This window comes from Streptomyces sp. NPDC051662 (assembly GCF_040681655.1).
In the GTDB taxonomy this organism is placed as follows: Bacteria; Actinomycetota; Actinomycetes; order Streptomycetales; family Streptomycetaceae; genus Streptomyces.
In genome coordinates this window covers 194973-210956 of record NZ_JBFAZD010000003.1, presented here as the reverse complement: position 1 = coordinate 210956, position 15984 = coordinate 194973, and the positions used below count along the sequence as shown (strand labels likewise).

Below are 15984 nucleotides of genomic sequence, written 5' to 3'. Positions count from 1 at the left end.
ACAGCACTCGGGCGGGCCGCTCGAAGCGGCCCGCCCGGGACATGCGGATGTTCGCGCTCAGACTCCCTGGCCGCTGCCTCCGGAGCCGGTGCCCGCCGCCGCCTTGATCCCCTTGGTGATCTCGTCCATGACGGTCAGCTTCGGCGCCTTGTCGTTGACATCGAACCCGGAGCGTACGAGGACCATCAGCTCCGGTGATGTCGGTGAGGAGAAGGCGAGCGACTGCACATAACCGTCGTCCCCCTTGCTCGTGACGACCTTCCACCGCACCAGATAGCCCTTCTGTCCGGCGACGGTGACCTCTTCCGACTTCAGCTGCTGGTGCGAGGAGATGTCTCCGTAGATCGTGCCGCCGTAGGATTCCTCGGCATTGACCTCGATGTCCTTCTCGGCCGCCGCCTTGGCCGTGGTGGCGTCGATCTTCAGGGCAGCCGCAGGAGCGGAGAACACTCCGCCGCGCACACAGCTCTGCGAGGTGTCCCCGGGGCACTCGTACTTCCCGGTCGTCACCCCGGCCCCGATGGTCCCGGATTCACCGGTCCAGCCGTCCGGTACCGGAATGCTGATCCCGCTGGCCGCGTCGGTGGCGTAACCGTCCTCCGTCTGCGGCTGCTGCTGGGGCGCGCCGTTCTCGCCGCCGGGGCCGCCGCCTCGCGGGCCGTCGGGCGCCGGGCTCTGCTGGCCGGGCCGGGAGGGCGCGGCGGAAGGGCCGGAGCCCGCCGCGCCCGCCTCGTCGTTGCCACCGCCGTCGCGCCCGAGCAGATAGAAGCCTCCCGCGATGGCCACCGCGACGACGGCGGCGATGGCGCCGATCGCTATCCGCCGCCCACCGCGCCGGGAGCCGGGCGGCGGTGTGGCGGGGTACGGCGGTATCGGATACGGGGGTACCTGGTACGGCGATTCGGGAGAGAGCCCGGTGGCCGGGGGCGCCGAGGGAGGGGGCGCCGCGGCGGGCGGATCCCACTCGGCGGGCGGGGCGGCACGGACTTCGTCGGTCCACGCGGAACCATCCCACCAGCGTTCCTGGCGTGGTCCTTCACCTGTGTGCCCCGGGTCGGGATGCCAGCCGGGCGGAGTTGTGTACGTCACGGCTCTCACCTTAAGCATGTTGTCTGAAAAGCTTGTGAGAGGGCCGTGAGAATCCCCCGTCGCGGACCGTACCCTACCGCCCTACACCCCTCCTCTCTCCGGCTCCGGCCCCGGCACGATCCCTCGTACCACCCCCAGGGACACCAGATCCTGTGGGCGCAGCCGGAGCTGGTCGGCCGTCACCCGAGTCTCCTCCGGGGCGCGTTTGAGGATCGCCGCCGCCAGTTCCGGCGCGATGACCGAGAAGTAACTGTCCGGCGTGGCCCACGCGTTGTCCGGCGCCGACAGAGCCAGCGCACCGCCAGAACCGCCCTCGCCGATCAGCAGCGTGGTGACGGGGACCCGGGCGGTGGCCATGGCGGCGAACAGGTCCGCGATGGCGCTGCCCGCTCCCGCGCGCTCCGCCTCCGCGTCATTGGCCGCGCCGGGGGTGTCCACCAGCGTCAGTACGGGGATGCCCAGTCGGCCCGCGAGCCGCACCAGCCGGGCTGCCGTGCGATAGCCGGCCGGGAGCGTGGCGGTACCGCACTGCGCCGCGTACGCGATCGTCCGCCCTTCGTGCCGGCCGAAACCGCACAGCATCCCGGGGTCGGTACCACCGCAGCGGTCTCCGCCGATCGCCTCGCGATGGGTGAAGTAGGCGTCCAAGTACGCTGCGGCCCGGGGCCGTTGAGGGACGCGGGCCTGAAGAACGGCCTCCCATCCGGTGGCGGGGAGCCCCGCGCGGCCCAGTCCCTCCGGGGGCGGGGCGGCGGACGGCACGGCGTCCCGTACGCCTCCCGTGAGCAGGGTCAGCCAGTGGCCGACGGTGGTGCGCAGCTCGTGCCGGCCCACCACCGCGTCGACATGGCCCGCGGCGAGCTGCGCCTCCGCCGTGTAGGCGTACGGGTCGGCGTCCGCCGGGCGCACACGCGAGCCCGCGAAACCGATCTGGGCGCCGGGCAGCGCCAGGACGACATCGGCGCCCGCCCCGAGCGTGGCCCAGCCACCACCGGTCGTCGGGTCGCGCACCACCGCCAGCTGCGGCAGTCCCGCCGCCCGGGTCAGGGCGGACTGCCGTGCCACACGCTGGAGTTGGAGCAGCGCATGCATCCCCTCCTGCATCCGGCTGCCCCCGGTCGCGATGAGCGAGACAACCGGCAGCCCCCGCTCACGCGCGAGGGTGTGGGCGGCTTCGAGCAGATCGCCGGTGCGCTCCCCCAGCGAGCCGCCGAGGAAGCCGAACTCGAAGGAGATCAGCACCACGTCGACCGCGTCGATCCGCGCGGTGCCGCAGACGACGGACTCCTTCTCCCCGGTACGTTCCTCGGCGCGGGCGCGCGAGGCGTCGTACCCCTCCCAGCCCAGCGGTCCCTCAGGCGCGGACACGCCCTGGAGCGGGGGCAGTTCGGTGAAGGCGCCCTCGTCGACGACGGTGGCGATGACCTCGCGCGCGTTCGGCCGCTCAGTCATGGAGCGCGCGCTTCATGATCTTGCCCATGTCGTTGCGGGGCAGGGCGTCCAGATAGCGTACGGTGCGTGGCCGCTTGTGCGCGGCGAGCTGCGCCGCCACATGATCGGCCAACTCCTGTGCGGACGGCGGCGCTTCGGCGCGGGCCGGGACGATCCAGGCGACGATCCGCTCACCGAGGTCCGCGTCGGGCTCGCCGGTCACCGCGGCTTCCCGTACCCCGGGATGCTCCAGCAGAACGTTCTCGATCTCCCCCGCGCCGATCTTGTACCCACCGCTCTTGATCAGATCGGTGGCCTTGCGGCCGACGATACGGACATAGCCGTCGGGGTCGCGGATCGCCATGTCCCCGGTGTGGAACCAGCCGTCGGTGAAGGCGGCTTCGGTGGCGTCGGGCCGGTTCAGATACTCCGTGAAGAGATTCGGGCCGCGTACCTGGATCTCGCCGACCGTCTCGCCGTCGTACGCCTCGAACGCGACGCCCGACTCGTCGACAAGCCGTAGTTCGACGCCACCCAGCGGTACCCCGACGGTCCCGGCGCGCGGCTCGCCGTCCGCCCGCACGCTGGCGTTCATCAGGGTCTCCGTCATGCCGTACCGCTCGATGACCCGACGGCCGGTCGCCGCGGCGATCCGTTCATGGTCGTGCACGGGCAGCGCGGCGGAGCCCGATACCAGCAGACGCGCTCCGGCCAGCGCCTTCGCGAGCGCCGGATCGGTGGCGAGCGCCTCGGCGATACGGTGGTACATCGTCGGTACGCCGAAGAGCATCGTGGCACCGGACGACAGTTCACGAGTGACGCCCTCGGTGCTGAACCTGCCCAGATGGCGGACGGACCCGCCGCGGCGCAGCGGGCCGAGGATGCCGAGGATCAGCCCATGGACATGGAAGAGCGGCAGGGCGTGAACGAGTACGTCGTCGGCGGTCCACTGCCAGGCGTCCTCCAGCGCGTCCAACGTCGCGGCGATGGCGCGGCGCGGTACGACAGCGCCCTTGGGCGGTCCGGTGGTGCCGGAGGTGTACACGATCAGGGCGGGGGCCTCCGGGGACAGCGCGGGGAAGGCGTCGGCCCGTGGGTGTTCCGTGGCCGCGTCGGCCGTGCCGCCGGCTCCGGCGTCCACACGTACCAGCCCGGCCAGCGCGGCCGGGAGGACGGCATCCGGTTCGGCGACGACCAGGGTGGGCGCGCTGTCCGCGACGATGTGCGCCAGCTCGCGTTCGCCGCTCTTGGGGTTGACCGGGACGGCGGGGACACCGGCCAGTAGCGCGCCCACCACCCCCACGGCCGTGCCGAGCGTGGGGGTGGCCCAGACCGCGATCCGTCGTTCACCGGCGATACGAGCGGCCAGGGAACCGGCCGCGTCCGCCAGTTCGGCATAGCTGAGGGCGCGGTCGCCGAACCGGAGTGCGGGGCGTTCCGAACGCGCGGCGAGGGCCGGGAAGAGAGAGGACACGCGTCGTTCTCCTAACTGTTGACGAGTCTGGCCGATCATCGCGGGCAAAGCGGTCACCCGAAGCCTGGCACCACGAGTACCAGCCAGACCGCGGCGGGTACCACCGCCACCACGATCCCTCCGTACACCATGAGCTGCCGGAAGAAGCGCTCACGGTCCACCTCGGGCGCGGCGGCCAGCACCAGCGCGCCATTGGTGGAGAACGGACTGACGTCGACGACCGTCGCCGAGATCGCGAGCGCCGTGATCATGCCGATCGCCCCGATCTCGCCCTGGGCGAGGAACGGCACGGCGAGCGGGATGAGCGCGCCCATGATGCCGACGGACGAGGCGAACGCGGAGACGATCGCGCCGATGTAGCAGAGCAGTAGGGCGGCGAGGAGCGGGATGCCGATGTCCCCGACGGCGTTTCCGGCGTAGTCGATCGTGCCCATCTCCTCCATGACACCGACATACGTGAGGACACCGCAGATGAGCAGTACCGTCGGCCAGGCGATCTCGCCCACGGCCTTGCGGCTGGTGTCCGGCCAGACCGCGCTGAGCAGTACGGCGAGGGTGAGGGAGGAGAGTCCGGCGTCGAGGTCGAAGCCCAGGACGGCGACGACGAGCGCGACCAGTGCGGCGAGGGTGGCGCCGATGGCGGGGGTGAGCCGGAGACTTCCCCGCTGCCCCTCGGGCTCGGTCCCACCGGGCTCCGTACCACCGGGCTCCTGGCGCCTGGCGGAGAGCTTGAGTCCGCCGAAGAGTACGAACACGACCCCGGCGATGACGAGATTGGCCACGAGCGAGCCGAGGAAGAGGGTGAGTTCGCTGCCCGGCAGGTTCTCCCGTTCCACGATGCCGTTGACGATCGAACCGTAGATACTGATGGGTGAGAAGCCACCACCCTGGGCACCGTGCACCACCATGGCGCCCATCAGCAGCGGGCTGATCCCGTACCGCGCGGCGAAGCTGAGCGCGATCGGCGCGACGATCGCCACGGCCGCCGGGGAGACGGCCCCAATGGCGGTCAGGGCGCCGGTGATCGCGAACATCACCCAGGGGATCAGCACGATCCGGCCGCGGACCAGCCGGATCGCGGCGTGGACGAGCCAGTCGGTGGTGCCGTTGGCGCGGGCGATCGCGAAGAGATAGGTGACGCCGACGAGCACCACGAACAGATCACCGGGAAAGCCCGCGAAGATACCGTCGGCGTCGAGACCGGCGACCAGTCCTCCGACGCCGAACGCGGCGGCGAAGGCGAGCGCGCCCATATTGATCGAGCGGGTGGTGGCGATCACGAAGACGACCGCGAGTACGAGGATCGAGATCAGTTCGGCGGACATTGCGCGGGCTCCCGTCCCTGGGTCCCTTGAAACAGCGGGGAATTGGCCGACTGGCTGACTGGACGACTGGCCAAGTGGCTGGACCACATTGACGGCCTGCCGGGGCGAGCGTCAAGAGATCGGACAGGAATTGGCTCAGCCACTTGACCGCCCGGTGTTAGGCTGGGCGCGCACAGGATCGCGAGACAGTGGGCAGCGATGGGGGGTCCGGATGTCCGACGCACTGCGGCCGATGGCCCGGCCGCGTTTGTACGAGCAGGTCCTCGACCGACTGCGCAGCTATGTGAGCGAGGGCGACCTCGGGGTGGGCGATCGGCTGCCCCCCGAGCGGGAGTTGGCCCAGCGGCTGGGGGTGAGCCGCGCCTCCGTCAAGCAGGCGATCGTCGTCCTGGAGGTCCAGGGGCTGGTCGAGGTACGGCACGGCGGCGGCACCTATCTGACCCGGGCGGGTCTCGATCCCGAGCCCGTCGAGCGACTGGTGGAGCGCAAGCGGCGATTGCCCGATGTGCTGGAGGCGCGTGAGGCGCTGGAGACCAAGCTCGCCGAACTCGCGGCCGAGCGGCGCACCGATCTGGATCTGGCGGCGCTGCACGACGCGCTGCACCAGATGTCCGACGAGATCGAGGCGGGCGGCTATGGAGTGGAGGGCGACCGGCTCTTCCACACCGCGGTGACCGCCGCCGCGCACAGTGGACTGCTCGCCGAGTTCATGCGCTCCATCACGGAGCAGATCGCCGAGAGCCGCAATGAGTCTCTGCGCCAGCCCGGTCGCCCCAAGCGGTCGCTGGCACAGCACCGCGCGATCCTCGACGCGATCGAGTCGGGACGGGGCAAGGCCGCCGCGGCCGCGATGCGGCGCCATGTACGGACCGTGGCGAAGGTGCGCCTGCTGGAGTGGAACCCGGACGAGAACGCCTGACACCGCCGGGAGGAACCTCGGACCGGCCGGCCGTTGGTCCATACCAAAGCCTTGACAGGGCGTTGGTTCACTTCTTAAATCGTCCAGCAAGCGCTTCCCGCTGTCCTTCTACTGTCATGTGCGCGACATCCCCCACATTCCACGCGCCTCCGTTCACCGAACCGGCGCGGGAAGGATCGTCACAATGGCCATACTCACGTCCCGTACGACGCACGGCCCCTTGCGTCTGCTCGTACTGCTCGCGCTGCTGCTCGGACTGGCCGCGGTGCCCGGCGTCGGACGCGCGCAGTCACCCGCCGCGCCCGCGTTCAAGGTGCTCGCCTTCTACAACGGCACCTGGGACGCCGCCCACATCAGCTTCGTCCATGAAGCGAACGAGTGGTTCCCCAGGACCGCCGCCGCCAACAACTTCTCCTACGAGTCGACCAACAACTGGAATCGCCTGACCAGCACGACTCCGCGGGACTACCAAGTGGTGCTGTTCCTGGACGACTTGCCGCAGACGGCGGCGCAACGGACCGGGTTCGAGCAGTACATGCGGGCCGGCGGGGCCTGGATGGGCTTCCATGTCTCCGCGTTCACCACCGAGGCCCAGAAGTGGCCCTGGTATCACAACGAGTTCCTGGGCAGCGGTGGGTTCAAGTCCAACACCTGGGGCCCGACCACCGCAGTGCTGCGGACCGAGAACCGTTCCCATCCGTCGACCACCCGGCTGCCCGCGACGTTCACCTCCGCCGTGAGCGAGTGGTACAGCTGGACGAACGACCTCAGGAAGAACCCCGCCATCAATGTCCTGGCCTCGGTCGATCCGGTGAGCTTCCCACTGGGCACGGACCCCAACCAGTCCTGGTACAGCGGGTATTACCCGATCGTGTGGACCAACAAGAACTACCGGATGCTGTACACCAACTTCGGTCACAACGCCATGGACTACGGGTCGGGCACCACACTGTCGTGGACGTTCGGCAACGAGGTCCAGAACCGGTTCGTCATCGACGGACTGAAGTGGCTGGGCGGTGTGACGGCCGGGGCACCCGCGCCGGCGCCGGTCAGTTGAGGGTGTCGGGATCCGGGCCGGTACGCAGACCGCGGTCGAGCGTGGCGAGCGCGGCCATGTCGCCTGCCGAGAGCTCGAAGTCGAAGACGTCGATGTTCTCGCGGATCCGCGCGGGAGTGACCGACTTGGGGATGACGATGTTCCCGAGCTGAAGGTGCCAGCGCAGCACCACCTGCGCGGGCGTCTTCTCATGCCGCCCCGCGATCTCGGTGACCGCCTCCTCCTGGAGCAGGGCGCCCTGTGCCAGCGGGCTCCACGCCTCGGTCGCGATGCCGTGCTGGGCGTGGAAGTCCCGCAGCTCCTCCTGCTGGAGACCGGGGTGCAGCTCGATCTGATTGACGGCGGGGACGATATCGGTCTCGTCCAGCAGACGTTGGAGATGGGCGGGCTGGAAGTTGGACACACCGATGGCGCGGGTCCTGCCGTCGGCGAGCAGCTTCTCCATCGCGCGCCAGGTGTCGAGATAGCGGTCGCGCGCCGGGGTGGGCCAGTGGATGAGATACAGATCCACCCGTTCGAGACCGAGCTTGGCGAGGCTCGCCTCGAACGCGGCGAGCGTCGAGTCGTACCCCTGGTCGTCGTTCCAGAGCTTGGTGGTGATGAACAGCTCGTCGCGGGGCAGGCCCGAGGAGGCGATGGCGCGGCCGACACCTTTCTCGTTGCGGTACAAGGCGGCGGTGTCGATACTGCGGTAGCCCGTCTCCAGCGCGGTGCTGACCGCGCCGGTGGTCTCTTCGTCGCTGACCTGGAAGACACCGAAGCCGAGCCGCGGCATCCTGACGCCGTTGTTGAGTACGACGTTGGGGACGGAATTCATGGTGTTCCTTTTCTTCGTGGATTCACTGTGGGGGGCGCTGTGAGCGGTTTGCACTGTGGGGAGAAGGAGGGGGCACACCGACTTCCGACTTCCAACGTAACGACGTCGTCGGTGCCGCGCGCTGTGGCGGTCCGCCGCCTCCGTACGGGAGAGCCCGGTCAGTGCGGCGCGGTAGTGGTGACCCGCTCGGGCCGCCGCGGAGCAGCCGCCTCGGCAACCGTCTCCCCGGCGGTCGGCGTGCGGCGCTCCAGGGCGCTGGAGACGATCGCCAGGACGAGGGCGGAGCCGGCCAGCGCGGCGCCGACCCAGTTCGGCGCCGTGTATCCGAGCCCCGCGGCGATGACGATGCCGCCGAGCCAGGCGGCCAGCGCGTTGCCGAGGTTGAAGGCGCCGATATTGACGGCGGAGGCCAGGGTGGGCGCGGCGGACGCCTGGTCGAGGACCCGCTTCTGGAGCGGCGGTACGGTCGCGAACCCCAGGGCGCCGATCAGTGTGAGGGTGACGGCCGCCGCGATCTTGTTGTGCGCGGTGAAGGTGAAGAGGGCGAGCACCACGGAGAGCGAGCCCAGGGAGACATACAGCAGCGGCATCAGCCGGCGGTCGGCGAACCTGCCGCCGATCAGATTCCCGGCGACCATACCGAGACCGAAGAGCACCAGCAGCCAGGTGACGGAGGAGTCGGCGAAGCCCGCGGTCTCGGTCATCATCGGCGTGATGTAGGTGATCGCGGCGAAGACCCCGCCGAAGCCGAGGACGGTCATCGCCATGGCGAGCAGCACCTGCGCGTTACGGAAGGCGGCGAGCTCATGCCGTATCCGTACGCCCTCGGGCCGTGGCTGTTCCGGTACGAGCTTCGCGATGCCCGCGAGGCCCAGGACACCGAGTCCGGCGACCACGAGGAAGGTGGCCCGCCAGCCGGCGCTCTGGCCGAGGTAGGTGCCGAACGGTACGCCGACGACATTGGCGACGGTCAGCCCGGTGAACATCATGGCGATGGCGCCGGCCTTCCTCTCCGGGGCGACGAGACCGGCGGCGACGACGGATCCGATGCCGAAGAAGGCTCCATGGGCGAGCGAGGCGACGACGCGTCCGGTGAGCATGAGTCCGAAGCTCGGAGCGAGCGCGGAGAGCACATTGCCCACCACGAACAGCCCCATCAGCACCATCAGCATCCGTTTGCGGGGGATCCGGGTGCCGAGGACGGTCATCAGCGGGGCGCCCAGCACGACTCCGAGGGCATAGCCGGTGACCAGCAGTCCTGCCGTGGGGATGGTGACGCCGTAGTCGGCGGCGACCTCGGGGAGCAGCCCCATGATCACGAATTCGGTGGTGCCGATTCCGAATGCCCCGATGGCCAGGGCGAGGAGCGCGAGTGGCATGGATGTGACCTCCAGAACGTTTGCACGAGCGCTTTACGAGCGCCGACAATACTTGCAGACGCTGTTTAATTGCAAACGCGCTATATTGCGAATGTGCCCTATCCTGGGGTACGGGGACGCTTCCCGCCGCCGCCCGCCCTCATCTCCCGCTGGAGGAAGCCATGACCGCCACGGACACCGCGCTCACCGGGCTCGCCCAGGGCTGGTGCGCCCTCTCGCTGCTGCACGGCAGGATCGAGGGGCATATCGAGCGCGCGCTGCAGGCCGGGCACGGTCTGAGCGTCCGTGAGTACTCCCTGCTCGATGTCCTCAGCCGTCAGCACGACGGCGAGGGCGGCCATCTGCAGATGAAGCAGGTCGCCGACGCGGTCGTCCTCAGCCAGAGCGCCACCACCCGGCTGGTGACCAGGCTGGAGGACCGCGGACTGCTCACCCGCTATCTGTGCCCGACCGACCGCCGCGGGATCTACACCAATGTCAGCGAGGCGGGGCTGCGACTGCTGGCCGAGGCACGCCCCACCAATGACGCGGCGCTGCGGGAGGCGCTCGACGAGGCGGCGAAGGTCCCCGAGCTGGCCGCCCTGGTCAGGACCGTGAAGTCGCCCCGCTCCGCGGACTGACGCGCCCCGCACCCGCCCGCCCCCGCACGTGGAAGAGCCGGACGGAAACCCTGGTCGGGGTCTCCGTCCGGCTCTTCTCACACAGGTCGTGCACCCGCTCCGGTACGCGGCGCGGATCAGCCGTACGGCGTCAGCTCTTCTTCGCGCCACCCGAGGCGCCGTAGCGGCGCTCGAACCGCTCCACCCGGCCGGCGGTGTCGAATACCCGGCCGGTCCCGGTGTAGAAGGGGTGGCTCGCGGAGGAGATCTCCACGTCGATGACGGGGTAGGTGTTGCCGTCCTCCCACTCCACGCGCCGCGTCGAATCCGCGGTCGAGCGCGTCAGGAACGCGGTACCCGCCGCGCGGTCCCGGAAGACGACCGGACGGGAGACGGGGTGGATACGAGGCTTCATAGGAACTCCCTCCTCATGATGGATATCGTTTCCATCAAGTCGCACATTGGGGTAACGCGACGCTCCCCCTCGGCATTCCCGCCATGTCCCGAGCGCCGGAACAGGGGACACTGGGCGTGACGGGCTTCCCGCGGCCCGCCGAGGAACGCGCTCGCGGCCCGCCGAGTTCTCCCCTCGGCACGGGCGGGCCGTCCGGGCCGACGACCGCCGGGGACGACTCCGGCGGCGGAGTGCGGAGAACAGGAAGTGGGCGGCACCCATGGGTGAGTTGATCCTGGTACGGCACGGAGAGACCGCCTGGTCCCTGTCCGGGCAGCACACCAGCTACACCGACCTGCCGATGACCGAGCGCGGCGAGAGCGAGGCCCGTTCCCTGGCGCCCCTTCTCGGTGAGCGCCGGATCGGCCTCACACTCGTCAGCCCGATGGCGCGCGCCCGGCGCACCGCGGAGCTGGCCGGTCTCGGCGGACTCCGCACCACGCCGGATCTGCGTGAGTGGAACTACGGCGGCTACGAGGGCATCACCACGGCCGAGATCCACCACACGCGCCCCGGCTGGGACCTGTGGACCGACGGCACCGTCCCCGGTCCCGACGGCCGGCCCGGGGAGAGCCCCGCGGAGGTCGGGCACCGCGCCGACCGGGTGCTCACCGAGGCCCTGGAGGGACTGCGCTCGGGTGACGATGTCGCCCTGGTCTCGCACGCCCACTTCCTGCGGGTGCTCACCGCGCGCTATCTCGGGCTGCTCCCGGCCGCCGGAGCGCTGTTCCTTCTCGCCACCGGGACCGTCTCCCGTCTCGGCACGGAGCACGACCGGCCGGTGATCACCGCATGGAATCTCGCGATCCCCGAGAGTGTCCTGAGCGCCGCCCGGGAGAAGGAGAGCGCGGCCTGACCACGCCCGGCCCAGCGGCCCTCAGAGCTGTCCGAGGTCGGCCGAGAGCCAGTGCTCGGGCCGCATCCGGATGATGACCTGTTCGCCGTGCTCGGACCAGGCGGAGTCGACATACGCGCCGACCTTGTCCACCGCGACATAGCGTGAGGCGATCTCGTGGAGCGCCTCGCGGGTGGCGGGCTCGGTCGCGGTCACGGAGCCCTCGACCGAGACATAGCGGACGCTCGGTTCGGCGCGTTCGACCATCAGGGTGAAGCGGCCCGCCGCGGCGATGAGCCGGCCCTTGCGCGAGTCACGTCCGGTCATGATCCAGATGTCGTCGCCCGGCCGGTACTGGTACCAGATCGGCACCGTGAGCGGAGCCCGCCCCTCCGCCGCCGCCACCGCGAGCGCGGCGATACGCGGCTCGGCCAGGAACAGCTCGCGCTCTTCTCGGGTCAGTGCCACCGAAACTCCTCCGTCCCTCGGACCGGCCCCGCCGCTTCCGTCGCGCGGCGGTCGTCCGGCACGGTCAAGCCCTCCCCCGTTTCACACGCGGAGTAACGACAAAGGCGCCGGACCGGCGGAAAGAAGCTCCGCCGGGCCGACGCCCTCTTGTTCCGTGCCGGCCACCGGGCTGCTCAGAGCCCTTGGGACGGCGGTGTGTTACGAGGGAAGGATGTTCTCCGCCTGCGGACCCTTCTGGCCCTGCGTGACGTCGAAGGTGACCTTCTGGCCCTCCTGGAGCTCACGGAAGCCGGACGTGGAGATGTTCGAGTAGTGCGCGAACACGTCCGGGCCACCGCCGTCCTGGGCGATAAAGCCGAAGCCCTTTTCCGAGTTGAACCACTTCACTGTTCCACTGGCCATGCTGAGTCTCCGTTTCAAGGGACGCAAGATTCCCGCACCGTACGGGAACCGGAGGTGATCGCCTTGGTCCGCAGAGACGCTGAACAGCACAAACGCCCGTGACGGCACGTCACGGGCGAGCGGTACTTCGGAACCACGACAGCTGATCAAGACGCTACATGGCGCGAAGCGATACAGCCACAGAAACGACCAACTCTTGCGCCTGTGCCGCGTAATCGGAGCGCGAACGGCCCATGATCACCCGTTCGCCAGCAGTGCCCACGGGGGCGCGGGCGCTACCAGCGGGGATGGATCGAGGCGCGCAGCCGGCGGTCGTACAGCTCCTGGACCGCCTCCAGGGTCGACGGCGACAGCGGCGGGAGGGTCGCCGCGCCGCTGTTGGCACGTGCCTGCCCGACGGAGCGGGCGCCGGGGATGACACTGCTGACGCCGGGCTGCTGAATGATCCACCGCAGCGCCGTGGCCGCCGGGGTGGCGCCCTCGGGTGCCAGCCCGGTGAACTCCGCGGCGGCGGCCAGCCCTGTCCCGTACTCGATACCGGAGAAGGTCTCGCCCTGGTCGAAGGCCTCGCCGTGCCTGTTGTACGAACGGTGGTCGTCGGCGGCGAAGACCGTGTCCGCGGTGTACTTCCCGGTCAGCAGACCGGAGGCGAGGGGTACGCGCGCGATGATGCCGACCCCCGCCGCCCGGGCGGCGGGCAGTACCTCCTCCAGCGGCTTGAGCCGGAAGGGGTTGAGGATGATCTGGACACTGGCCACACCGGGGCGCGCGAGGGCCGCGAGGGCCTCGGCACAGGTCTCGACGCTCACGCCGTAGGCGGCGATCCGTTCCTCCGCCACCAGGGTGTCGAGCGCGTCGAAGACCGCGTCGGACGTGTAGACGGGCGTGGGCGGGCAGTGCAGTTGTACGAGATCCAGGGTGTCCACGCCGAGATTAGCCCGTGAGCGGTCGTTCCAGGCGCGGAAGTTGTCCAGAACGTAGCTCTCCGGGACCTGGTCGGCCCGCCGGCCCATCTTCGTCGCGACGAACACCCCGGCGTCCGGGCGGCCCTTCAGATAGCGGCCGATGAGCTGTTCGCTCCGGCCGTCGCCGTACACATCCGCCGTGTCGAAGAAGGTGACGCCCGATTCCACGGCCGCGTCCAGGACGGCGAAGGCATCCGATTCGGACACCTCGCCCCAGTCGGCGCCCAGCTGCCAGGTCCCCAGCCCCACGACGGATACGTTTCGTCCCGTTTTGCCCAGTGCACGTTGCTCCATACGGATCATGTTACGGCGCAGGCAGCGATGATTAATTTTGCGGATCCTGCACTTTTGCATACCCTGCAAGATGTGAAAAGCGAGGGTGCGGCGCTGGGGCTCCGCGAGCGCAAGAAGCAGGCCACACGAGCCGCGCTGGCCGAGGCGGCGGTACGGCTCGCCGCCGAGCACGGCGCCGAGAATGTCACCGTCGAGGCGATCAGCGAGGCCGCGGGGGTCTCTCCGCGTACCTTCTTCAACTACTTCGACAGCCATGACGACGCGTTCGTCATGATCGACCGGGGCGTCGGCGAGCGGGTACGGCGCGCGGTGCGCGAGGCACCGGCCTCGATGACCGCGCTCGACGCGGTCCGCGAGGCGCTCGCCACCGAACTGGCCGATGTGGAGGAGCAGCGCGAGATCTGGGACCTGCGGGCCACAGTGCTGCAACGCTCCCCACATCTGCTCGTCCGCGGCATGGGCGCCCATATGACCGAGGAACTCGAACTGGCCGAAACCATCGCGGAACGGCTCGGCGCGCCGGCGTTCCGTACGGCGGAGGGCGAGCGGGGATCCCGTCGGCCGGGGCCCTGCGCCCATGTCCCGGACACCTCGGCGCTCGGGCTCTATCCGCGGCTGCTCGCAGCCGCGGGCACGACGGCCGTACGGGTCGCCGTCGAGCACTGGTGCGCGCAGGGCCCGGATGCCTCCTTCCCGGACATCTTCCGGCGCGTCTTCGCCTATCTGGCCGCCGGGCTGCCCGAACCTCCGGCCGACGGCTGACAGCCGGCCGCCCGCCCTCCACCGCTTCCACCCACGTATCGACCATGGACTCGAAGAAGGACACCTTGAGTGCAATTGAGGCGCCCGGACAGGCGCCGACCTCCATGACCAACCGCCAGATACTCCAGGCCATGTCGGGGCTGATGGCCGGCATGTTCGTCGCCATCCTCGCCAGCACAGTGGTGGCCAACGCCCTGCCCCGGATCATCGCCGACCTCGACGGCAGTCAGTCGTCGTTCACCTGGGTCGTCACCTCCGAACTGCTCGCCATGACGGCGACCGTGCCCCTCTGGGGCAAGCTGTCGGACCTCTACAACAAGAAGCTGCTGCTCCAGCTGTCGCTCGCCATGTTCGTGGTCGGGTCGCTGCTGGCCGGCTTCTCCCAGGGCGTCGGCCTGCTCATCTTCAGCCGGGTCATCCAGGGCATCGGCGCCGGCGGTCTGACCGCGCTCGCGCAGATCGTCATGGCCGCGATCATCCCGCCCCGGCGGCTGGGCAAGTACTCCGGGATCTTCGGCGCCGTCTTCGCCGTCGGTACGGTCGCCGGGCCGCTGATCGGCGGCGTGCTGGTGGACACCTCGTGGCTGGGCTGGCGCTGGTGCTTCTTCATCGGTGTGCCGTTCGCGGTGGCCGCGATCCTGATCCTGCAGCGCACGCTGCGGCTGCCCACGGTCAGGCGCCAGGTGAAGATCGACTACCTGGGCGCGTTCCTGATCGTGGCGGGCGTCTCCGCGCTGCTGATCTGGATCTCCCTGGCGGGCAACCAGTTCGACTGGGCTTCCTGGCAGACCTTCGCGCTGACCGCCACGGGTGTGGTGCTGCTGGTGGCCGCGGTCTTCGTGGAGGCCAAGGTCCCCGAGCCGGTCATTCCGCTGGACATCTTCCGTAACCGCACGGTCGCCCTGACCACGGTCGCCAGCCTGCTGGTCGGTGTGGCCATGTTCGGCGGCACCGTCTTCCTCTCGCAGTACTTCCAGATCTCGCTCGGCAAGTCCCCGACCGTCGCCGGGCTGATGGGCCTGCCGATGATCCTCGGTCTGCTGGTCTCCTCCACCGTCGCCGGCCAGATCATCAGCGCCACCGGCAAGTGGAAGGTCTATCTGATCGCGGGCAGCGTGATCATGACAGCCGGCCTGGGCCTGCTGGCGACCATCGACGCCGGCACGGGCTTCGGTCTGCTCAGCCTCTATATGGCGGTGCTCGGTATCGGCGTCGGGCTGCTGATGCAGAACCTGGTGCTGGTGGCGCAGAACGACGTACCGGCCGCCGAACTGGGCGCGGCCACGTCCGTCCTGTCGTTCTTCCGCAGCATGGGCGGAACGATCGGTACGAGCGTCCTCGGCGCGGTGCTCGCCAACCGGGTGGCGGCCGAGATGACCAAGAGCCTGGGCGAGTCCGGCCAGGGAGCGTCCGGTGGCGCGGGCCACGGCGCCGTACCCGACATCTCGAAGCTGCCCGACGCGATGCGGGAGATCGTGCAGCACGCCTACGGTGTGGCCACGGCGGAACTCTTCCTGGTCGCCGCGCCGTTCGCCGCGCTGGCGCTCGTCGCGGTGCTCTTCGTCAAGGAGAAGCCGCTCAAGACCACGAGCGGGATGGAGCGGCTCGCGGAGGAGAGCAAGCAGGCGGAGGACATCTCCAAGTCCACTCCGCCCGCCCCGGTGAGCTGACCGCCGCGCGGGGCCGAGCCCCACGTATCACCGCATGACGTCAC

General features: G+C 69.8%; 15 protein-coding genes and 1 pseudogene. 6 read left to right on the top strand and 10 right to left on the bottom strand.

What is annotated here, in order from left to right; genetic code table 11:
* Positions 1-57: 57 nt before the first annotated feature.
* The 4 genes from AB0M67_RS06450 to AB0M67_RS06435 form a co-directional block, all read right to left on the bottom strand.
* Positions 58-1089, bottom strand: a complete 1032-nt coding sequence (locus tag AB0M67_RS06450) for a DUF2510 domain-containing protein (RefSeq protein ID WP_365743256.1) — start codon at positions 1087-1089, stop codon at positions 58-60.
* 81 nt (positions 1090-1170) lie between these two features.
* Entirely contained in the window at positions 1171-2541 is a 1371-nt protein-coding gene (locus tag AB0M67_RS06445; protein ID WP_365743254.1) for a carboxyl transferase domain-containing protein, read from the bottom strand.
* Entirely contained in the window at positions 2534-3994 is a 1461-nt protein-coding gene (locus AB0M67_RS06440) for an acyl-CoA synthetase (RefSeq protein ID WP_365743252.1), read from the bottom strand. Before AB0M67_RS06440 ends, AB0M67_RS06445 begins: the two co-directional genes overlap by 8 nt.
* Before the next feature lie 53 nt (positions 3995-4047).
* Entirely contained in the window at positions 4048-5319 is a 1272-nt protein-coding gene (locus AB0M67_RS06435; RefSeq protein WP_365743250.1) for an SLC13 family permease, read from the bottom strand.
* 211 nt (positions 5320-5530) lie between these two features.
* Here AB0M67_RS06435 and AB0M67_RS06430 point away from each other — a divergent pair, with 211 nt between their 5' ends.
* Positions 5531-6238, top strand: coding sequence for a FadR/GntR family transcriptional regulator (locus AB0M67_RS06430; RefSeq protein ID WP_365743248.1), 708 nt, complete (start codon positions 5531-5533; stop codon positions 6236-6238).
* Positions 6239-6422: 184 nt separating this feature from the next.
* Positions 6423-7256, top strand: a pseudogene (locus AB0M67_RS06425) (ThuA domain-containing protein); the annotation flags it as partial.
* A 31-nt stretch (positions 7257-7287) separates the two neighbouring features.
* Here AB0M67_RS06425 and AB0M67_RS06420 read toward each other — a convergent pair.
* Positions 7288-8112 carry an aldo/keto reductase gene (locus AB0M67_RS06420; protein ID WP_365743246.1) on the bottom strand — a complete coding sequence of 275 codons (825 nt, stop codon included), beginning with the start codon at positions 8110-8112 and terminating at the stop codon, positions 7288-7290.
* Positions 8113-8270: 158 nt separating this feature from the next.
* Positions 8271-9491 (bottom strand): MFS transporter, encoded by a 1221-nt coding sequence (locus AB0M67_RS06415; RefSeq protein ID WP_365743244.1) that lies wholly within the window; start codon positions 9489-9491, stop codon positions 8271-8273.
* Positions 9492-9652: 161 nt separating this feature from the next.
* Here AB0M67_RS06415 and AB0M67_RS06410 point away from each other — a divergent pair, with 161 nt between their 5' ends.
* Positions 9653-10111: a MarR family transcriptional regulator gene (locus tag AB0M67_RS06410; RefSeq protein WP_365743242.1), complete on the top strand. Its 459-nt coding sequence runs from the start codon at positions 9653-9655 to the stop codon at positions 10109-10111.
* A gap of 130 nt (positions 10112-10241) precedes the next feature.
* On the opposite strand, the gene AB0M67_RS06405 is transcribed toward AB0M67_RS06410, so the two are convergent.
* Positions 10242-10505: a type B 50S ribosomal protein L31 gene (locus tag AB0M67_RS06405; RefSeq protein WP_365743240.1), complete on the bottom strand. Its 264-nt coding sequence runs from the start codon at positions 10503-10505 to the stop codon at positions 10242-10244.
* A 259-nt stretch (positions 10506-10764) separates the two neighbouring features.
* Between AB0M67_RS06405 and AB0M67_RS06400 the strand changes: the two genes are divergently transcribed.
* Positions 10765-11400, top strand: coding sequence for a histidine phosphatase family protein (locus AB0M67_RS06400; protein ID WP_365743238.1), 636 nt, complete (start codon positions 10765-10767; stop codon positions 11398-11400).
* A gap of 21 nt (positions 11401-11421) precedes the next feature.
* Here AB0M67_RS06400 and AB0M67_RS06395 read toward each other — a convergent pair whose 3' ends face one another.
* From AB0M67_RS06395 to AB0M67_RS06385, 3 genes are all read right to left on the bottom strand, one after another.
* Positions 11422-11847, bottom strand: a complete 426-nt coding sequence (locus AB0M67_RS06395) for a pyridoxamine 5'-phosphate oxidase family protein (protein ID WP_365743235.1) — start codon at positions 11845-11847, stop codon at positions 11422-11424.
* A gap of 198 nt (positions 11848-12045) precedes the next feature.
* Positions 12046-12249 (bottom strand): cold-shock protein, encoded by a 204-nt coding sequence (locus tag AB0M67_RS06390; protein WP_365743233.1) that lies wholly within the window; start codon positions 12247-12249, stop codon positions 12046-12048.
* 275 nt (positions 12250-12524) lie between these two features.
* Positions 12525-13517 carry an aldo/keto reductase gene (locus AB0M67_RS06385; RefSeq protein ID WP_365743709.1) on the bottom strand — a complete coding sequence of 331 codons (993 nt, stop codon included), beginning with the start codon at positions 13515-13517 and terminating at the stop codon, positions 12525-12527.
* A gap of 63 nt (positions 13518-13580) precedes the next feature.
* On the opposite strand from AB0M67_RS06385, the gene AB0M67_RS06380 reads away from it, so the two are divergent.
* Together AB0M67_RS06380 and AB0M67_RS06375 are read left to right on the top strand one after the other, a co-directional pair.
* A complete protein-coding gene (locus AB0M67_RS06380) occupies positions 13581-14270 on the top strand; it encodes a TetR family transcriptional regulator (protein ID WP_365743231.1) in 690 nt (229 codons plus the stop codon).
* A gap of 65 nt (positions 14271-14335) precedes the next feature.
* Complete coding sequence (locus tag AB0M67_RS06375) at positions 14336-15940, top strand: MDR family MFS transporter (RefSeq protein WP_365743229.1); 1605 nt, start codon at positions 14336-14338, stop codon at positions 15938-15940.
* Positions 15941-15984: the final 44 nt, after the last annotated feature.